The sequence below is a fragment of the Pseudomonas sp. zfem005 genome, from assembly GCF_032621735.1.
In the GTDB taxonomy this organism is placed as follows: domain Bacteria; phylum Pseudomonadota; class Gammaproteobacteria; order Pseudomonadales; family Pseudomonadaceae; genus Metapseudomonas; species Metapseudomonas solani.
The window spans coordinates 320,291-337,742 of record NZ_JAVYJE010000009.1; the positions used below are offsets into that span (position 1 = coordinate 320,291).

Genomic DNA, 17,452 nt, shown 5'->3' on the forward strand with positions numbered 1-17,452 from the left:
GCGAGTCCGAGGTGCGCGCAGCACCCTACGTCCGAAGTGAGCGGCGGCTGCGTTCTCCGAGGTCTGATTGCGCCCCTTCTAGGGGGCCAAAAGCAAAGCCACGTTCTAAGAACGTGGATTTTTACTCCGGCTCCGCTGCGCTGAAGGGAATGAACTCGGCGACCTCCAGCTCGAAGCCGGAAACCGCCTTGTAGCTGACCGGGAAGCTCAGCAGGCGCATGCGGCGCACGCCAACGTCGCGCAGGATCTGCGCGCCGATGCCCAGGGTGCGCTGGGGAAAACTCGGCGGCCGGGGCTTTTGCGTGCCTTGCTGCAACTGCTCGATCACCGCCTCCGGGGCTTCCTGCTGGGCCAGCAGCACCACCACGCCGGCGCCCTCCTCGGCCACCCGCGCCAGGGAGCGGTCGAGGTTCCACTGGCCAGGATGGCTGTCCAGCAGGTCGCGCAGGGTTTCCGCCGCCTGCACCCGCACCAGGGTGGGCGTGTCGCGCTTCACCTCGCCGCGCACCAGCGCCAGGTGCAATTGCCCCTGGTAGCCGTCGAGGTAGGTGAGCACGCGGAACGCGCCGTGGCGGGTCTGCAACGGGTACTCGCCCGAGCGGCGGATGGTGCCCTCGTGGAGGATGCGGTGGTGGATCAGATCGGCCACGCTGCCCAGGGGCAGGCCATGGCGCTGGGCGAAGTCGCGCAGCGCCTGGCCACGGGCCGGTTCGCCCTGCTCGTCGAGGATGCCCACCAGCACGGCGGCGGGCATGAGCCCGGCCAGGCGCGCCAGGTCGCAGGCCGCCTCGACGTGGCCGGCACGCTGCATCACCCCGCCCGGCTGGGCACGCAGGGGGAAGATGTGCCCGGGCTGCACCAGGTCGGCGGCGACGCTGGCCGGGTCCACCGCCACGGCGATGGTGCGTGCGCGATCGGCGGCGGAGATGCCGGTGGTGACCCCGCTGCGCGCTTCGATCGACAGGGTGAAGCCCATGCCGTGGCGGGCCCGCGAGTGCGGCACCATGAGTTCCAGCCCCAGGGCCTGGCAACGCTCTTCGGTGAGCGCCAGGCAGATCAGCCCGCGCGCATCCCGGGCCATGAAGTTGATGGCCTCGGCATCGGCGTGGCCGGCGGCGATCACCAGCGAGCCCTCGCCCTCGTCGGCGTCGTCGGTGATCACCAGCATGCGACCGTTGGCCATGGCTTCGATGAGGCGCTGCGGGCTGTCCATCAGCTCAGCGCCTGGCGCAGGTCGGCGGCGGCGGACTCCAGCGCCGCCTGGGCGGCGGTGACGAAGGCGGCCATGCTGATGAAGCCGTGGATCATGCCTTCGCAGCGCTGCAGCCGGGTCTGCACACCGGCCTCCTGCAGGCGCCGGGCGAAGGCTTCGCCCTCGTCGCGCAGCGGGTCGAACCCGGCGCTGAACACGGAGGTGGGCGGCAGGCCCGCGAGGCTGTCGGCACGCAGGGGCGAGGCCAGGGGCTCGGCGCCCTGCTCGGGGGCTTGCAGGTATTGGCTCCAGAACCAGCGCATCTGCTCGCGGGTGAGGAAGTAGCCTTCGGCGAATTCGCTGTAGGAGGCGCTGTCGCAGGCAGCATCGGTGACGGGGTAGAACAGGCACTGGTAGGCGATGCGTGGCCCGGCCCGCAGTTGCGCCAGGCGGGCGACGGCGATGGCCAGGTTAGCGCCGGCGCTGTCGCCGGCCAGGGCCAGGCGGCTGGCGTCGAAGCCCAGCTCCAGGGCGCGGGCCACCAGGTCGCGGGTAGCGCTGTAGCAGTCCTCCGGCGCCGCCGGGAAGCGGGCTTCAGGCGCCAGGCGGTAGGCCACCGAGACCACCACCGCGCCGCACAGGCGGGCTAGGCTGCGGCAGAGGTTATCGTGGGTGTCGAGGTTACCGATGACGAAACCGCCGCCGTGGAAGTAGACCAGCAGCGGCAGTTCGGCGCTGTCTTCGGGGCGGTACAGACGCGCATCCAGCAGCCCGGCGGCGCCGGCGACCTTGAGGTTGCGCACCTCGAACAGGCGCTCGCCGGGCACCGGCGGCATCAGGTTGTCGCAGAACTGGCGGTACTGCTGCGGGTCGAGCTGGCTGTAGTCCGGCTGCGGCATGCCGGCGAACTGCTGGAGCACGGCGGCGATCTGGGGATCGAGGGACATGAAGAGGTTCCTTAGATGTCGGCCATCTGGAAGACCGGGTTGGTCTCCTCGAGGATGCTCGCCAGGCGCTGCTCCAGCGCCGGCTTGAAGTTCTTGTGCGGGAGCAGCCAGAAGCGCCCGGCGGCGATGCCGGCGAACACCTCGCGGGCCAGCTCACGCGGCGCCATGCCCTCGCGGATGCTGCTGTCGAGCAGCGCGTCGAGCTGCTGGGTGGCCGCGCCGAGGGGGCTGTTGGAGCCCATGATGTCGCTGGCCACCGGGCCCGGGCAGAGCACCGAGACGGCTACCTGGGACTGCTGCAGGGCGAGTTCGTAGTGGAGGGTTTCCGAGAGCGCGACCACCGCCTGCTTGCTGACGGTGTAGGGCCCGAGCAGGGGGCTGCAGACCAGGCCGGCGAGTGAAGCAGTGTTGACCACCTGGGCCGGGCGGCCCTGGGCCAGCAGCAGCGGCATGAAGGCGTGGACGCCGTTGATCACGCCGCCGAGGTTGATGTCCAGCAGGCGCTGCCACTGGCGGCGGTCGATCTCCCAGCTGAAGCCGGTCTGCATGACCCCGGCGTTGTTGAACAGCAGGTCGACGCCGCCGAAACGCTGCACCGCCAGCTCGCGGAGCTGCTGCACCTGCTGCGTGTCGCTGATGTCGGCGGTGAGGGTGGCGACCTCCGCGCCCTGCCCTTGCAGCTCGGCGGCCAGGGCCGCCAGGCGCGGGCCGTCGATGTCGCTGAGCACCAGGCGCAAGCCGCGCGCGGCGGCCTCCTGCGCCAGGCCTCGGCCGATGCCGCTGGCGGCTCCGGTGATCACCGCCACCTGGCCGGGTTCGACGTTCATGGCTGACTCCCCTTGTATGTGTCGTTGTGCCCCGCAGTAGAACCGGGGCCGCCATCGGGGCCATCGTCCGATCAGACGATGCCGGGAAATCCAGGCTCAGCAGAATCCGTTGCAGTGCATTCGCTGCGCCGGTCTGCCTGAGCCGTGTGCAGCTCTCGATAACCCTGATGGGAGAACAAGAAGATGAGCACCCTGCACCGGATCGAAACCCGGCAACTGGAAGAGCGCTACGCACGCGGCTGGCACTGCCTGGGGCTGGCGGCCCAGTACCGTGACGGCAAGGCCCACCGCCTGGATGTGTTCGGCACTCGCCTGGTGGCCTTCGCCGGGGACGATGGGCAGATCCGCATCCTCGACGGCTATTGCCCGCACATGGGCGCGGACCTGAGCCAGGGTTGCGTGGAGGGCGACGCCATCCGCTGCCCCTTCCATGAATGGCGCTGGCGCGCCGACGGCGTGTGCGACGACATCCCCTACGCCAAGCGCATTCCACCCCGCGCGAAGATCAAGGCCTGGCCGGTCTGCGAGCAGAACAACCTGCTGTTCGTGTGGCACGACCCGGAAGGCAACCCGCCCATCGCCGAGCAGGCCATCCCGCGCATCGATGCCTGCTTCGACGAGGCCTGGGCCGAATGGGAAGTGGCGGAGCTGAAGATCGACACCCACTGCCGCGAGCTGATCGACAACGTCTCGGACATGGCGCACTTCGACGCCGTACACGGCACCGACCTCAATCACTTCAGCAACACCTTCGAGCGGCACATGGCGGTACAGGTGATGCGCGGCAGCAGCGCGCGCCTCTCCGGCGACAGCGAGCTGACGACAGTGGCCACCTACTACGGCCCGGCCTACCAGATCACCGAGATGACGGGAGCGATGGACGGCGTGCCCATCCATTCGATCCTGCTCAACTGCCACGTGCCCATCGACCTGAACAGCTTCACCCTGCGCTACGGCGTGCTGGTGAAGAAGATCCCCGGGCTCTCCGATGAGCAGAACCGCGAGATGGCCAAGGCCTACGTGAAGCAGGCGCAGGACGCCTTCTACGAGGACGTGGCCATCTGGCACAGCAAGACCCGTGTCGACAACCCGCTGCTGTGCGACGGCGATGGCCCGGTCTACCAGTTGCGCAAGTGGTACGAGCAGTTCTACACCAACGTCGCCGACCTGCCCGGCAACCTCGCCGAACCCCGCTCCTTCGTCGTACTGGACATCACCGAAACCGCATAAGCGCGTTACCGGCTGGATCGTCGCCTCCCTACAGAAGGTGACGATCTGCCTTGCTGAAATATCCCGTCAGCCGGTAAGAAGCACACTACAAAAATAAAAAAGATGGTTCAGTCATGGCACACACACTCACGCTCGATGAATTCAGCGGGATGCTCGGCGATCTCTATCAGGGGCCGCTCGAAGACACTCCCTGGGCCACCTTCCTCAATCACCTGAACCAGTACCTGCAGAGCAAGTACGTGACCTTCATCCTGCGGCCGCCGAGCGAGCACGCCGAGGGCCTGATGGTGAACACCACCGGCAGCTCAACCGAGGTCACCGCGTCCTACAACAAGCACTTCTTCGCCCTCGACCCCTTCGTCGGCCTGCCCAACCGCCAGGTGGTGACCAACAGCGAGTTCCTGTCGCGGCAGGAGTGGGTGGAGTCGGAGTTCTTCAAGAGCTTCCTGGAGCCGGTGGGGGTGTTCCACATCCTCGGCGCCGACATCCGCACCTGCGATGGCGCCCAGTGCCGCATCCGCGTGAGCCGGGGGCGCGAGGACCCGGAGTTCACCGAGAGCGACAAGCAGCTGCTGACCCAGTTCGTGCCGCACCTGGAGCGCTCCATCAAGCTGCACATGCAGCTCAACCGCATCGAGACCGAGCGCAACCTGTACGCCGGCGCGGTGGACCAGTTGGCGGTGGGCACCATCATCCTCGACGAGGACGGCAAGGTGCTGCAGACCAACCGCGTGGCCGAACGCCTGCTGCAGGACAAGGACGGCCTGAAGCTGGTCAACGATGGCCTGCAGGTGGGCAACCCGCGTGACACCCAGGAGTTCCGCCGCCTGGTGAAGCAGGCCCTGCAGTCGCAGAAGAACAACCTGCCGTCGGTGGTGGAGGCCCTGCGCGTGCAGCGCCCCTCGGGCAAGGCGGACCTGGGCATCATCGTGCGCTCGGTGCCGCTCTCGGCCTGGAACGAGGGCAAGCAGTGCCCCTCGGTGGTGATCTTCATCAGCGACCCGGAGCAGGAATCCAGCGCGCCGCAGGAGATCGTCAAGGCGCTGTTCGACCTGACCCCGGCGGAGGCCCAGCTGGCGATGCTGCTGGCCAACGGCCTGACCCTGGACGAAGCCTCCGACGTGCTGGGCATCAGCCGCAACACTGCGCGGGCGCACCTGCGCTCGACCTTCTCCAAGACCGGGGTGACCCGCCAGACCATGCTGGTGCGCTTGATCCTGAGGAGCGTGGCGACCCTGGGGTGAAGGGAGCGGCGCGCACTGGACGAAGGGTGTGTGCCGGTCAGGGGCAGGCCCGTTTGCGGCACCGCGCGATGGGTTTCGCTTCGCTCTACGCCATCCTACGAAACCGTCAGCACGCAGGGGCTCGGCGCTAGTCCGTCCGGACGATGCCCTTGTGCGCCTGCGGGGCGAGGCTGTGGTCGATCCTCTATGGGAAACCTGCCATGCGTCGCCCACCCACCATCCTCAAGACCGAATTGCTGGCCCGCAGCGCGTGGTTCCAGATCGAGGCGCTGCACCTGGAATTCAGCAATGGCCAGCGGCGGGTCTATGAGCGCTTGCGCGGTTCCGGCTACCAGTCGGTGCTGGTGGTGGCCCTGCCCGCCCCACAGCACGTGCTGCTGGTGCGCGAGTACGCGGTGGGGGTGGAGGCGCGGGTGCTGGGGCTGCCCAAGGGCGGCGTGGAGCCGGGCGAGACCTGCCTGCAGGCGGCCAATCGCGAGCTGATGGAGGAGGTCGGCCTGCGTGCCGGGCGCCTGCGTGAGCTGGGCACCCTGAGCCTGGCCCCCGGGCACCTGTGCCACAGCTGCACCGTGGTGCTGGCCGAAGACCTGCAGCCCGCCACCGCCGAGGGCGACGAGCCGGAGCCCCTGGAACAGCTGCGGGTGCCCCTGGCGGGCGTCGCCGGGCTGGTGGCCAGCGGCGAGCTGCACGAGGCGCGGGCGATCGCGGCGCTGTTCATGGCCCTGGCGAACCTCTAGTCCGTCCGGACGAGGCGATATGCCACAGGGCGCCCTAGGGTGGGCGGCACAACAAAAGCGGCGTCCAACCTCACCGGGGAACGACCATGACAATAAGAACGAAGCTGTGCCTGACCCTGCTCACCTGCGCCCTGGGCGCTGCCTACATCAGCCTGTTACAGAGCCCGCTGCTGACACCCCTGGCCGGGGTCAACCCGTGCCAGGCGCAGATCCACGCCTGTTATCGCCCGGCGCTGCGCTTCTAGCCCGCGACCGATTGCCGCGCTCTGCACAGGGCACACCCGTGCCCCGCCAGAAACCACGCACCTTGCGGGCCAGACGGCCATCGCGGCCAATCTGATATGGTTTTTGCCCCATCACCTGAATCTGTTTCCAGTATCAGCCTCTCCCTATAGTCCGCCTCGCCGTCATAGCCCAAAAGGCCAGCATCATGAGCGAGATGATTCCCGTCAGGCAGGTAGAGGTCGTCCAACCGAGTCGCCCCGCCGCCGCCAGCAAGTCCCTTTATGCCTCCAGTGCCCCGATCCACACCCGCAGCTTCACCGGGCGGTTCCGCAATTTCCGCCTGCTCGGCGCCGGGCTGTTGTGCCTGCTGTTCTTCGGCACCCTCTGGTTCGATTGGGATGGCCGCCAGGCCGTGCTCTGGAGCCTGGAGGACAGCAAGTTCTATATCTTCGGCGCGACCTTCTGGCCGCAGGATTTCATCCTGCTGTCGGGGCTGCTGATCATCTGCGCCTTCGGGCTGTTCTTCATCACGGTGTTCGCCGGGCGCGTGTGGTGCGGCTACAGCTGCCCGCAAAGCGTGTGGACCTGGATGTTCATGTGGGTCGAGCAGCGCACCCAGGGCGACCGCAACCAGCGCATCAAGCTGGCCGCCGCACCCTGGGGCGTGGAGAAGGTGCTGCGCAACCTGGCCAAGCACGGCCTGTGGCTGGCCATCAGCCTGGCCACGGCCGTGACCTTCGTTGGCTACTTCACCCCGGTGCGTGAACTGGCCACCGAGATCCTGACCCTGCAGGCCGGCGGCATTTCGCTGTTCTGGGTGCTGTTCTTCACCGCCGCCACCTACGTGAACGCCGGCTGGATGCGTGAGCAGGTGTGCATCCACATGTGCCCCTATGCGCGCTTCCAGAGCGTGATGTTCGACAAGGACACGCTGATCGTTTCCTACGATGCCGCCCGGGGCGAGTCCCGCGGGGCGCGCAAGAAGGGCGTCGACCCGAAGGCCCAGGGCCTGGGCGATTGCATCGATTGCACGGTGTGCGTGCAGGTGTGCCCCACCGGCATCGACATCCGCGATGGCCTGCAGATCGCCTGCATCGGCTGCGCGGCCTGCGTGGACGCCTGTGATTCGGTGATGGACAAGATGGGCTATGCCCGTGGCCTGGTGGGCTACAGCTCGGAGCGCGCCCTGGAAGGTGGCCACACCCACCTGCTGCGCCCCCGCCTGGTTGGCTATGCCACCGCTCTGGTGCTGATGATCGGCGCGTTCGGCTGGTTGCTGGCGGCGCGCTCGGAAATCTCCATGGACGTGATCAAGGACAGGGGCATGTTCCGCGAGAACGCCGCTGGCGAGATCGAGAACATCTACAACCTCAAGCTGATCAACAAGACCCAGCTCGCCCACCGCTACCGCCTGGAGCTGGCCGAAGGCGAGGGCCTGCGCCTGCAGGCACCGGCCGAGGTGAAGATCGAAGCGGGCGAGATCCTCGAGCTGCCGGTTTCGGTGGCCCAGGAAGACGACGCGCTGGGCGGTGGCTCCCGCGAGCTGGTGTTCCGCCTCACCAGCCTGGACGGCGATGCGGCCAGCGCCAGCGCCGACAGCACCTTCGTCAGCCCCCACCGTTGAGCATGGACGGCACCTGTGGCGGCGGCCCGACGCAGCGCTTAGAGTGGGCGGCCCAGGCCGCCCACCCGCAGGACAAGATGAAGCGCTACGAGAAATTCGCCGATGAGATCGCCGAGCTGATCCGCACCGGCGTGCTCGCACCGGGGGAGAAGGTGCCCTCGGTGCGCCACGCCAGCCGCACCTACGGGGTCAGCGCCTCCACCGTGTTCCAGGCTTATTACCTGCTGGAGAGCCGCGGGCTGATCATCGCCCGTGCGCGCTCCGGCTACTTCGTCTGCCAGCACGTGCAGCGCCCGCTGCAGGAACCGGAGGTGCCCGTCCGTGAGGCGGCCACCACCGAGGTGGACGTGAGCGAGCTGGTGTTCTCGGTGCTCAGTTCCATCAAGGACCCGGACACCGTGCCCTTCGGCTCGGCCTTCCCCAGCCCGGAACTGTTCCCCCTGCAACGCCTGGCGCGCTCCATGTCCCATGCGGTGCGCGAGATGGACCCGCGCTCCACCGTCTCCGACATGACCCCGGGCAACCATGGCCTGCGCCGGCAGATCGCCCTGCGCTACATGGTCGGCGGCCTGCCGCTGCCCATCGAGGAGTTGGTGATCACCAACGGCGCGCTGGAAGCGCTGAACCTGTGCCTGCAGGTGGTGACCCGCCCGGGCGACCTGGTGGCCATCGAGTCGCCGGCCTTCTATGCCAGCCTGCAGGTGCTGGAGCGGCTGAAGCTGAAGGCGGTGGAAATCCCCGTGCACCCGCGCGAGGGCATCGACCTGGAGGTGCTGGAACGCAGCCTCGAGCAGTTGCCGATCAAGGCCTGCTGGTTCATGAGCAACTTCCACAACCCCCTGGGCGCGAGCCTTACCGAAGCGCGCAAGCGACGCCTGGCCGAGCTGCTGAAGCAGTACCAGGTGCCGATGATCGAGGACGACGTCTACGCCGAGCTGTATTTCGGCCAGCAGGCGCCCAAGCCGGTGAAGGCCTTCGACAGCGAAGGCCTGGTGATGCATTGCAGTTCGTTCTCCAAGAGCCTGGCACCGGGTTACCGGGTGGGCTGGGTGGCGGGCGGACGCTACGCCGGGGAGATCGAGCGGTTGAAGCTGATGACCAGCATCTCCGCCTCGGTGCCGGCCCAGGCCGCCATCGCCGACTACCTGCAGCACGGCGGCTACGACCGCCACCTGCGGCGCCTGCGCTATGCCCTGGAGAGCCAGCAGAACGCGATGCTGGCGGCCGTGGCACGCCACCTGCCGGAGCAGACCCGGGTCAGCCGGCCCGATGGCGGCTACTTCCTGTGGCTGGAGTTCCCCGCGCAAGTGGACTCGCTGCGCCTGTTCCAGCTGGCCCTGGCCCAGGGCATCAGCATCGCGCCCGGACCGATCTTCTCGGCCACGCGAAGTTTCAGCAATTGCGCGCGCCTGAACTACGGCCACCCCTGGACGGCACGCAGCGAACAGGCCATGGAAACACTCGGGCGAATCATCCGCAGCCTTTGAGTACGCACCAGGGAAGTGCACGGCGAGTGCAACGAAAGTTGAACTCGTCGTGCGTTCGGCTTTCTATTCGATAGAGCTTCTGGTGAATTTCCCTATATACTTCGGTGCCCCTCCCCAAGTTCTCCGGTAATTCGCGCAAGGCGCGGCATACCTGGCTTGCGACGGTGCGGCGAACGCGACCGGGATAGTCGTGAAGACAATGGAAGACGGCCATTCGGCCCAACTCCATGACAGGCGAAAGTTGCAGAAGGCCCCGCGCCTTCCATCGCCGGACACTCATTCAAGACCTCTATCAGACGAAGCGGATCACTACGTGACGAAAGACGAACTGCGCGCCGAACTCGAGCGCCAGGAAAAACGATTCAAGGATGTTTATGGCGGCGAAGTAACCACCTATGCCGCGCAACCGGACCCCGAGCGCAAGCCCTGGCGCAAACGCTCGAACTACCTGGACCAGGCCTTCGAGCGCGAGATCCAGAAGATCGAGAAAGAGCTCGGCCAGAACAGCTGAAACGATTTCGAACAATGCGTCGCGCAGCCCGGTTTTACTGGGCTGCGCTGCCATGCCGCAGTGCCATCAGGTACCGATCGGCAGTCGGGCGCTGGGCGCGGGCCGGATTTCTGGCATAATTCGCGCCCCCTAACCAGCCTGTCACTAAACCTTCATGTTCGATCTCTTCAGCGGGCTTGATGCCTGGCTGGTCGTGAGCCTGTTGCTCGCCCTGGCATTCGTCCTGACCTTCGAGTTCATCAACGGTTTCCATGACACCGCCAACGCGGTCGCCACGGTTATCTACACCAAGGCCATGTCGCCCTACCGCGCTGTGGTCCTCTCCGGCATTTTCAACTTCCTCGGCGTATTGCTGGGCGGCGTCGGCGTGGCGTATGCCATCGTCCACCTGCTGCCGGTGGAGCTGCTGATCAACGTCAACACCGGCCACGGTCTGGCCATGGTGTTCTCGTTGCTGGCGGCGGCCATCACCTGGAACCTCGGTACCTGGTACCTGGGCATCCCGGCGTCCAGCTCCCACACCCTGATCGGCTCGATCCTCGGCGTCGGCCTGGCCAACGCGATGATCACCGATCTGCCCCTGGGCGAAGGCGTGAACTGGGGCAAGGCCATCGATATCGGCCTGTCGCTGATCTTCTCCCCGGCCGCCGGCTTCATGGTCGCGGCGCTGCTGCTGCTGTCGCTGAAGTGGTTCTACCCGGCGTCGAAGATGCACAAGACCCCGGAGACCCGCAAGGAAGTCGACGACAAGAAGCACCCACCCTTCTGGAACCGCCTGGTGCTGGTGCTTTCGGCCATGGCCGTGAGCTTCGTGCACGGTTCCAACGACGGCCAGAAAGGCATCGGCCTGATCATGCTGGTGCTGATCGGCATCGTCCCGGCGAAGTTCGTGCTCGACCTGAACAGCACCACCTACCAGATCGAACGCACCCGTGATGCCGCCACTCACCTGAGCCAGTTCTACCAGCGCCACACCGATACCCTCGGCGAGATGCTGGCCCTGGGCAAAGGCGGCAACATCAGCGAGATGCCCCAGGCGTTCCGCTGCGATCCGAAACAGACCGAAGCGACCATCGACGGCCTGCTGACCAACCTCAAGGGCGTGGCCAGCTACAGCGACATGAGCGAGGAAACCCGCGTCGAGACCCGTCGCTACCTGCTCTGCCTGGACGACACCGCGAAGAAGGTGGGCAAGCTCTCCGACCTGCCGGCCCGCGAGAAGGCGGACCTGGAGAAGCTGCGCAAGGACCTGACCGCCACCACCGAGTACGCGCCCTTCTGGGTGATCCTCGCGGTGGCCCTGGCCCTGGGCATCGGCACCATGGTCGGCTGGAAGCGCGTGGTACTGACCGTCGGCGAGAAGATCGGCAAGCAGGGCATGAGCTACGCCCAGGGCATGAGCGCGCAGATCACCGCCGCCGCCGCCATCGGCCTGGCCAACATCTACAGCCTGCCAGTGTCCACCACCCACGTGCTGTCCTCCGGCGTCGCCGGCACCATGGTCGCCAACAAGAGCGGCCTGCAAGGCGGCACGGTGCGCAACATCCTGCTGGCCTGGGTGCTGACCCTGCCCACCTCCATGGCCCTGGCCGCGGCGCTGTTCTGGCTCTCGACCAAGTTCATCGTCTGAGCCATGCAGCCATGAAAAAGGGCGCCTTCGGGCGCCCTTTTTCGTTGCGGCGAATCCGCAGTCAACGGCGCTTGCCGCCCAGCAACGAGCCCATAAGCCCGCGCACCAGTTGCCGGCCCAGCTGGTTGGCGGCCTGGCGCACGGCGGTTTTCATCGCCTGGCTGGCGAGGCTGCCCAGCAGTTCGCCGGCGGCACCGGCGAAACCGGACTCGGCCTCGGCGGGCGCGGCCTTGCCCTTGGTGGCAGGGGCGGCGGGCGCATCGGCGGCACGGGCGGTGAGGATTTCGTAGGCGGACTCGCGGTCGATGGGCTTGTCATAGCGCCCGGCTTGGGGCGAGCTGCGCACCAGCTCGGCACGCTCGGCCTCGCTCAGCGGCCCGATGCGCGATTGCGGCGGGGCGATGGCCACGCGCTGCACCATGGCCGGCGTGCCCTTCTCTTCCAGCGTACCCACCAGGGCTTCGCCGATGCCCAGTTCGGTGAGCACGGCCAGGCTGTCGAACGCCGGGTTGGGGCGGAAGCCGTCGGCGACCGCGCGCAGGGATTTCTGCTCCTTGGCGGTGAAGGCGCGCAGCCCATGCTGGATACGCAGGCCGAGCTGGGCGAGGACGGTATCCGGCAGGTCACTGGGGGATTGGGTGACGAAGTAGACGCCGACACCCTTGGAGCGGATCAGCCGCACCACCTGCTCCAGGCGTTCCTGCAACGCACGCGGGGTGTCGGCGAACAGCAGGTGCGCCTCGTCGAAGAACAGCGCCAGCACCGGTTTGTCGGCATCGCCGCGCTCGGGCAGTTGCTCGAACAGCTCGGCCAGCAGCCAGAGCAGGAAGGTGGCGTAGACCTTGGGCGCCTCGTGCACCAGGCGGCTGGCGTCCAGCAGGTGGATGCGGCCACGGCCGTCCCGGTCGGGGTGGAGGATGTCTTCCAGTTGCAGGGCCGGCTCGCCGAACAGGGCGTCGGCGCCCTGCTGCTCCAGGGTGGCCAGGCGCCGCAGCAGGGCCTGGGCGGAGGCGCCGGCGAACAGGGCACGGTCCTCGCCAAGCAGCTCGGGGTGGTCACGCAGGTGGTTGAGCAGGGCCTTGAGGTCCTTCAGGTCGAGCAGCAGCAGGCCTTCGCGGTCGGCCACCTGGAAGGCGGCATAGAGGGCCGCCTGCTGGCTGTCGGTGAGTTCCAGCAGGTTGCCCAGCAGCAGGGGGCCCATTTCGCTGAGTGTCGTACGAAGCGGGTGGCCGCTCTTGCCGGCCACGTCCCACAGCGTCACCGGATAGGCCTTGGGCTGGTGTCCGAGCCAGGGCATGGAGGCGATGCGCTCGGCGACCTTGCCCTGGGGCACGCCGGCAGCGCCTAGGCCGCAGAGATCACCCTTGATGTCGGCGGCGAACACGGCCACCCCCGCGTCGCTGAAGGCTTCGGCGAGGCGTTGCAGGGTCACCGTCTTGCCGGTGCCGGTGGCCCCCGCCACCAGGCCGTGACGGTTGGCCAGGCGCAGTGCCTGGGCGATCGGCTGGCCGGAAGGGTCAGCGCCAAGAATTATCGAACTGGATGCAGGCATCTCGCCATCCTCAAGCTTTACTGGTTCTGTACCGACACAGTGTTCAACGCCGGATCCGTTAAGAAAAAACGGCGACCCGCCAAGACTGGTACCTGCATCAATCGGACGCAAGAAAACATGACCAAGAACCTGAAGTTCAGCCACAAGATCCTGTTGGCCGCCTCTCTGGTAGTGATAGCGGCGTTCTCGCTATTCACGCTCTACAACGATTACCTGCAACGGAATGCGATCCGAGACGACCTGGAGAGTTACCTGAAGGAAATGGGGGACGTGACCGCCAGCAACATCCAGAACTGGCTTTCGGGCCGGATCCTGCTGGTGGAGAACGTGGCGCAGAACATCTCCCGCCACGCCGAAGCCGAATCCGTGACCTCGCTGCTGGAACAGAAGGTGCTGGCCTCGACCTTCTCCTTCACCTACCTGGGCAGCGCCGACGGCACCTTCACCATGCGCCCGAACGATGCCATGCCCGAAGGCTACGACCCGCGCACCCGTCCCTGGTACAAGGACGCCATGGCCGCCGGCACCACCACCCTGACCGAACCCTATATCGACGCCGCCACCAGCACGCTGATCATGACCATCGCCACCCCCGCCGGAGACAAGGGCGTGGTGGGCGGCGACCTGAGCCTGCAGACGCTGCAGCAGATCGTCAATTCGCTGGACTTCCAGGGCATGGGCTACGCCTTCCTGGTCAGCGAGGACGGCACCATCCTGGTTCATCCGAACAAGGATTTCGTGATGAAGAAGCTGGCGGACATCTACCCCAGGAACACGCCGCGCATCAGCCCCGAGTTCTCAGAGTCCGAGCTGGACGGCCAGGCGCGCATCCTCACCTTCGCCCCGATCAAGGGCCTGCCGACGGTGAAGTGGTACATCGGCCTGTCCATCGACAAGGCCGAGGCGTTCTCGATGCTGCGTGAGTTCCGCACCTCGGCGATCATCGTCACCGTCATCGCGGTGGTGATCATCATCGCCCTGCTGGGCATGCTGATCCGCGTGCTGATGCAGCCGCTGCTGCTGATGGGCCGCGCCATGCAGGACATCGCCCAGGGCGAGGGCGACCTGACCCGCCGCCTGGAGGTGCACTCCCAGGACGAGTTCGGCGAGCTGGCGCAGTCCTTCAACCAGTTCGTCGAGCGCATCCACGCCTCCATCCGCGAGGTTTCCGCCACCACCCGCCAGGTCAACGAGGTGGCCAAGCTGGTGCTGTCGGCTTCCAACTCGTCGATGAGCAACTCCGATGAGCAGGCCCAGCGCACCAACAGCGTGGCCGCGGCGATCAACGAACTGGGCGCCGCCGCCCAGGAGATCGCCCGCAACGCCGCCGATGCCTCGCACCAGGCCTCCGATGCACGCAACCAGTCCGAGGACGGCCGCCAGGTGGTGGAGAAGACCATAGTCGCCATGAGCGACCTGTCCGGGAAGATCCGCGCCTCGTGCGGCAACATCGAGACGCTGAACAGCAAGACGGTGAACATCGGGCAGATCCTCGAAGTCATCAAGGGCATCTCCGAGCAGACCAACCTGCTGGCGCTCAACGCCGCCATCGAAGCCGCCCGTGCCGGTGAGGCGGGCCGTGGCTTCGCCGTGGTCGCGGACGAGGTGCGCAACCTCGCCCACCGCACCCAGGAGTCGGCGCAGGAAATCCAGAAGATGATCGAGGAGCTGCAGGTCGGCGCCCGCGAGGCGGTCAACACCATGACCGAGAGCCAGCGCTACAGCGAGGAAAGCGTGACCATCGCCAACCTGGCGGGCGAGCGCCTTTCCAGCGTGACCCAGCGCATCGGCGAGATCGACGGGATGAACCAGTCCGTGGCCACCGCGACCGAGGAACAGACCTCGGTGGTGGAATCACTGAACGTGGACATCAACGAGATCAACATGCTCAACCAGGAAGGCGTGGAAAACCTCCAGGCCACCCTGCGCGCCTGCGCCGACCTGGAACAGCAGGCCGCGCGCCTGAAGCACCTGGTGGACAGCTTCCGCATCTGAACCGTACGGGAATGAAAAAGGCGCCTCAAGGCGCCTTTTTCGTTTCGTCGGCTTCGTCCTGGATCTGCTTCCAGAGGGCTTCGGCATCCGGGAAGTCGGTGCCGTCCTCCTCGTCCAGCGCCTCGGGGTCATAGCGCCGCACGCATCCCTCGCCGAGGGTGGGCGGGGCTTTCGAGGTCGCGCGGTCGAGAGGGTCGGACATGCTCAAGCTCCTAGGTCGGGCGGCCGGCGTCGTGCTGGGCGAAGGCCTTGATCGCGCGCAAGGCGTCACGACGACTGAGCACGCCCACCAGCACACCGCCTTCCACGACCGGCAAGGCCTCATGCTGCTCGCGCAGCAAGCGCTGGCAGACATCGACCACGTCCTCGCCCGGGGAAACGCTCCCCGGCTGCGCCCGCATGCACGCGCCCACCACTCCCCCTACAGCATCGTAGTAGGCACCGGAAAGAATGCCGCGCAGGCAGTCGGACTCGGACAGCATGCCTAGCAGGTGGCCCTGGGCGTCGACCACCGGGGCACTGCTCAGGCGGTGCTCCAGCAAGCGCTCGATGGCCAGGAACAGGTCGGTGTCCGGCCGGAAGCTCACCTGGTGATGGGTCATGTAGTCACGAACCTGGACGGACTTGAGCATGGGATCGTTCCTTGTTCCTGTTACGCGATCAGTCGAAGACGACGGTCTTGTTGTCGTGCACCAGCACGCGGTCTTCCAGGTGATAGCGCAGGCCGCGCGCCAGCACCAGTTTCTCCACGTCCTTGCCCAGGCGCACCAGGTCTTCGATGTTGTCGCGGTGGCTGATGCGCACCACGTCCTGTTCGATGATCGGGCCGGCGTCCAGTTCCTCGGTGACGTAGTGGCAGGTGGCGCCGATCAGCTTCACGCCGCGCAGCGAGGCCTGGTGGTACGGCTTGGCGCCGATGAACGAGGGCAGGAAGCTGTGGTGGATGTTGATCACCTGGTGGCGGTACTTCTGGCACAGGTCCGGCGGGATGATCTGCATGTAGCGCGCCAGCACCACGTTGTCGGCCTTGTGCTCGTCGATCAGGCGCGAGACCTGCTCGAACGCCGGCTGCTTGTTCTTCGGGTCGACCGGGACGTGGAAGTAGGGGATGCCGTGCCACTCGACCATGCTGCGCAGGTCGTCGTGGTTGGCGATCACGCAGGGGATCTCGCAATCCAGCTCGCCGCTGTGCCAGCGGTGCAGCAGGTCGGCCAGGCAGTGGGATTCACGGCTGGCCATCAGCACCACGCGCTTCTTCACCGAGGAATCGGTGATGCGCCATTCCATGGAGAACTCACGCGCGATGGGCGCGAACGCCTGGCGGAAGCCGTCCAGGTCGAACGGCAGCGAATCGGCGCGAATCTCGTGACGCATGAAGAACCAACCACTCTGATTGTCGGAGTGGTGGCTCGCCTCGGTGATCCAGCCGTTGTAAGTCGCCAGGAAATTACTGACCTTGGCTACGATGCCAACGCCGTCCGGGCAGGCGATCACCAGACGAAATGTGCGCATGGGGGAAACTCCAGAGACTTCGCAAAAGGCGGTCATTCTATCCACACGCCGTGAAAAGTTCAGCAGCCCCATTGAACTTCCCGTCGCCGCCCCGAGCGAGCCCGCAACTCCGCCCCGCCGAGGATGACGCACGCAAGTTCCAATCCTTGGTTAGGTCCGATTGTGAACAGGGATTAATTCAAACATCGGCTTATTCTAAAAATAATCCCGACAAAACTTTTCCTGCATGTTTACTTGTATTAACGCGCTGACTATTATTCCTGACACTCAGCCATCGCCAGCCATCACCATTTTCACAAGGGACTCAGACATGTCGCTGATCAACGAATACCGCGCTACCGAAGAAGCCATCAAAGAACTGCAAGAACGCCTGAAGAACCTGTCGCAAGACGACAAGCTGAAAAAAGAGCTGGAGTTCGAAGGCAAACTGCGCGCCCTGATGGGTGAATACCAGAAGTCCCTGCGCGATATCATCGCCCTGCTCGATCCGGACTCCAAAACTTCCAAGGCCCCGCGTGCTGCCGCCAAGACTACTGGCAGCAAGCGTGCTCGCAAGGTCAAGCAATACAAGAACCCGCACACCGGTGAAGTTATCGAAACCAAAGGCGGCAACCACAAGACGCTGAAAGAGTGGAAAGCCAAGTGGGGCGCCGACACCGTTGAAGGTTGGGCCACCCTGCTGGGCTAATTGCCACGGGTTAAAAAAACGCCAGCATCAGCTGGCGTTTTTTATTGCCCG

The 17,452-nt window shown here is 66.1% G+C and carries 17 protein-coding genes and 1 pseudogene; 11 read left to right on the top strand and 7 right to left on the bottom strand.

The features are described 5' to 3' along the window. Positions 1-121: 121 nt before the first annotated feature. The 3 genes from ribB to RTW82_RS21540 are packed head-to-tail and all read right to left on the bottom strand — an operon-like array spanning position 122 to position 2,966. On the bottom strand, positions 122-1,213 hold the full coding sequence (ribB, locus tag RTW82_RS21530; protein WP_316926429.1) for a 3,4-dihydroxy-2-butanone-4-phosphate synthase: 1,092 nt from the start codon (positions 1,211-1,213) through the stop codon (positions 122-124). Further along, positions 1,213-2,139 (bottom strand): alpha/beta hydrolase, encoded by a 927-nt coding sequence (locus RTW82_RS21535; RefSeq protein ID WP_316926430.1) that lies wholly within the window; start codon positions 2,137-2,139, stop codon positions 1,213-1,215. Before RTW82_RS21535 ends, ribB begins: the two co-directional genes overlap by 1 nt. An 11-nt stretch (positions 2,140-2,150) precedes the next feature. Beyond that, on the bottom strand, positions 2,151-2,966 hold the full coding sequence (locus RTW82_RS21540) for an SDR family NAD(P)-dependent oxidoreductase (protein WP_316926431.1): 816 nt from the start codon (positions 2,964-2,966) through the stop codon (positions 2,151-2,153). Positions 2,967-3,149: 183 nt separating this feature from the next. On the opposite strand from RTW82_RS21540, the gene RTW82_RS21545 reads away from it, so the two are divergent. The 8 genes from RTW82_RS21545 (at position 3,150) to RTW82_RS21580 (ending at position 11,654) form a co-directional block, all read left to right on the top strand. Then, a complete protein-coding gene (locus RTW82_RS21545) occupies positions 3,150-4,196 on the top strand; it encodes a Rieske 2Fe-2S domain-containing protein (RefSeq protein ID WP_316926432.1) in 1,047 nt (348 codons plus the stop codon). Between the two features lie 113 nt (positions 4,197-4,309). Continuing rightward, positions 4,310-5,440, top strand: coding sequence for a LuxR C-terminal-related transcriptional regulator (locus RTW82_RS21550; protein ID WP_316926433.1), 1,131 nt, complete (start codon positions 4,310-4,312; stop codon positions 5,438-5,440). A 200-nt stretch (positions 5,441-5,640) separates the two neighbouring features. Beyond that, positions 5,641-6,177, top strand: a complete 537-nt coding sequence (nudE, locus tag RTW82_RS21555) for an ADP compounds hydrolase NudE (protein WP_316926434.1) — start codon at positions 5,641-5,643, stop codon at positions 6,175-6,177. An 86-nt stretch (positions 6,178-6,263) separates the two neighbouring features. Then, positions 6,264-6,422: a hypothetical protein gene (locus tag RTW82_RS21560; protein ID WP_271660175.1), complete on the top strand. Its 159-nt coding sequence runs from the start codon at positions 6,264-6,266 to the stop codon at positions 6,420-6,422. A 185-nt stretch (positions 6,423-6,607) separates the two neighbouring features. Next, positions 6,608-8,026, top strand: coding sequence for a cytochrome c oxidase accessory protein CcoG (gene ccoG, locus RTW82_RS21565; protein ID WP_271660174.1), 1,419 nt, complete (start codon positions 6,608-6,610; stop codon positions 8,024-8,026). 77 nt (positions 8,027-8,103) lie between these two features. Next, positions 8,104-9,513, top strand: coding sequence for a GntR family transcriptional regulator MpaR (gene mapR, locus RTW82_RS21570; protein WP_271661273.1), 1,410 nt, complete (start codon positions 8,104-8,106; stop codon positions 9,511-9,513). Between the two features lie 313 nt (positions 9,514-9,826). Continuing rightward, the gene (locus tag RTW82_RS21575) at positions 9,827-10,024 is read left to right on the top strand and encodes a hypothetical protein (RefSeq protein ID WP_021218042.1); all 198 of its coding nucleotides are present in this window, start codon (positions 9,827-9,829) and stop codon (positions 10,022-10,024) included. A 154-nt stretch (positions 10,025-10,178) separates the two neighbouring features. Next, entirely contained in the window at positions 10,179-11,654 is a 1,476-nt protein-coding gene (locus RTW82_RS21580) for an inorganic phosphate transporter (protein WP_263400446.1), read from the top strand. A gap of 61 nt (positions 11,655-11,715) precedes the next feature. Here RTW82_RS21580 and RTW82_RS21585 read toward each other — a convergent pair whose 3' ends face one another. Further along, positions 11,716-13,206, bottom strand: coding sequence for a helicase HerA-like domain-containing protein (locus RTW82_RS21585; RefSeq protein WP_184492152.1), 1,491 nt, complete (start codon positions 13,204-13,206; stop codon positions 11,716-11,718). Between the two features lie 117 nt (positions 13,207-13,323). Between RTW82_RS21585 and RTW82_RS32245 the strand changes: the two are divergent. Both RTW82_RS32245 and RTW82_RS32250 read left to right on the top strand, forming a co-directional pair. After that, positions 13,324-14,346, top strand: a pseudogene (locus RTW82_RS32245) (cache domain-containing protein); the annotation flags it as partial. Positions 14,347-14,436: 90 nt separating this feature from the next. Next, complete coding sequence (locus RTW82_RS32250) at positions 14,437-15,201, top strand: methyl-accepting chemotaxis protein (RefSeq protein WP_371877133.1); 765 nt, start codon at positions 14,437-14,439, stop codon at positions 15,199-15,201. Between the two features lie 25 nt (positions 15,202-15,226). Here the strand turns inward: RTW82_RS32250 and RTW82_RS21595 are convergent, their stop codons facing one another. From RTW82_RS21595 to purU, 3 genes are read right to left on the bottom strand one after another with little or no spacing between them, the layout of a single operon-like run. Beyond that, positions 15,227-15,403, bottom strand: coding sequence for a hypothetical protein (locus RTW82_RS21595; RefSeq protein WP_021218046.1), 177 nt, complete (start codon positions 15,401-15,403; stop codon positions 15,227-15,229). A 10-nt stretch (positions 15,404-15,413) separates the two neighbouring features. Then, entirely contained in the window at positions 15,414-15,833 is a 420-nt protein-coding gene (locus tag RTW82_RS21600) for a CBS domain-containing protein (protein ID WP_021218047.1), read from the bottom strand. A 28-nt stretch (positions 15,834-15,861) separates the two neighbouring features. Next, positions 15,862-16,713: a formyltetrahydrofolate deformylase gene (gene purU, locus RTW82_RS21605; protein ID WP_021218048.1), complete on the bottom strand. Its 852-nt coding sequence runs from the start codon at positions 16,711-16,713 to the stop codon at positions 15,862-15,864. A gap of 310 nt (positions 16,714-17,023) precedes the next feature. Here purU and mvaT point away from each other — a divergent pair, with 310 nt between their 5' ends. Next, positions 17,024-17,401: a histone-like nucleoid-structuring protein MvaT gene (mvaT, locus tag RTW82_RS21610; protein ID WP_184492153.1), complete on the top strand. Its 378-nt coding sequence runs from the start codon at positions 17,024-17,026 to the stop codon at positions 17,399-17,401. Positions 17,402-17,452: the final 51 nt, after the last annotated feature.

Bases quoted from the DNA above. Each gene is read 5' to 3' on its own strand.
- ribB (WP_316926429.1), bottom strand. From the start codon at position 1,213: ATGGACAGCCCGCAGCGCCTCATCGAAGCCATGGCCAACGGTCGCATG.
- RTW82_RS21535 (WP_316926430.1), bottom strand. From the start codon at position 2,139: ATGTCCCTCGATCCCCAGATCGCCGCCGTGCTCCAGCAGTTCGCCGGC.
- RTW82_RS21540 (WP_316926431.1), bottom strand. From the start codon at position 2,966: ATGAACGTCGAACCCGGCCAGGTGGCGGTGATCACCGGAGCCGCCAGC.
- RTW82_RS21545 (WP_316926432.1), top strand. From the start codon at position 3,150: ATGAGCACCCTGCACCGGATCGAAACCCGGCAACTGGAAGAGCGCTAC.
- RTW82_RS21550 (WP_316926433.1), top strand. From the start codon at position 4,310: ATGGCACACACACTCACGCTCGATGAATTCAGCGGGATGCTCGGCGAT.
- nudE (WP_316926434.1), top strand. From the start codon at position 5,641: ATGCGTCGCCCACCCACCATCCTCAAGACCGAATTGCTGGCCCGCAGC.
- RTW82_RS21560 (WP_271660175.1), top strand. From the start codon at position 6,264: ATGACAATAAGAACGAAGCTGTGCCTGACCCTGCTCACCTGCGCCCTG.
- ccoG (WP_271660174.1), top strand. From the start codon at position 6,608: ATGAGCGAGATGATTCCCGTCAGGCAGGTAGAGGTCGTCCAACCGAGT.
- mapR (WP_271661273.1), top strand. From the start codon at position 8,104: ATGAAGCGCTACGAGAAATTCGCCGATGAGATCGCCGAGCTGATCCGC.
- RTW82_RS21580 (WP_263400446.1), top strand. From the start codon at position 10,179: ATGTTCGATCTCTTCAGCGGGCTTGATGCCTGGCTGGTCGTGAGCCTG.
- RTW82_RS21585 (WP_184492152.1), bottom strand. From the start codon at position 13,206: ATGCCTGCATCCAGTTCGATAATTCTTGGCGCTGACCCTTCCGGCCAG.
- RTW82_RS32250 (WP_371877133.1), top strand. From the start codon at position 14,437: ATGAGCAACTCCGATGAGCAGGCCCAGCGCACCAACAGCGTGGCCGCG.
- RTW82_RS21595 (WP_021218046.1), bottom strand. From the start codon at position 15,403: ATGTCCGACCCTCTCGACCGCGCGACCTCGAAAGCCCCGCCCACCCTC.
- RTW82_RS21600 (WP_021218047.1), bottom strand. From the start codon at position 15,833: ATGCTCAAGTCCGTCCAGGTTCGTGACTACATGACCCATCACCAGGTG.
- purU (WP_021218048.1), bottom strand. From the start codon at position 16,713: ATGCGCACATTTCGTCTGGTGATCGCCTGCCCGGACGGCGTTGGCATC.
- mvaT (WP_184492153.1), top strand. From the start codon at position 17,024: ATGTCGCTGATCAACGAATACCGCGCTACCGAAGAAGCCATCAAAGAA.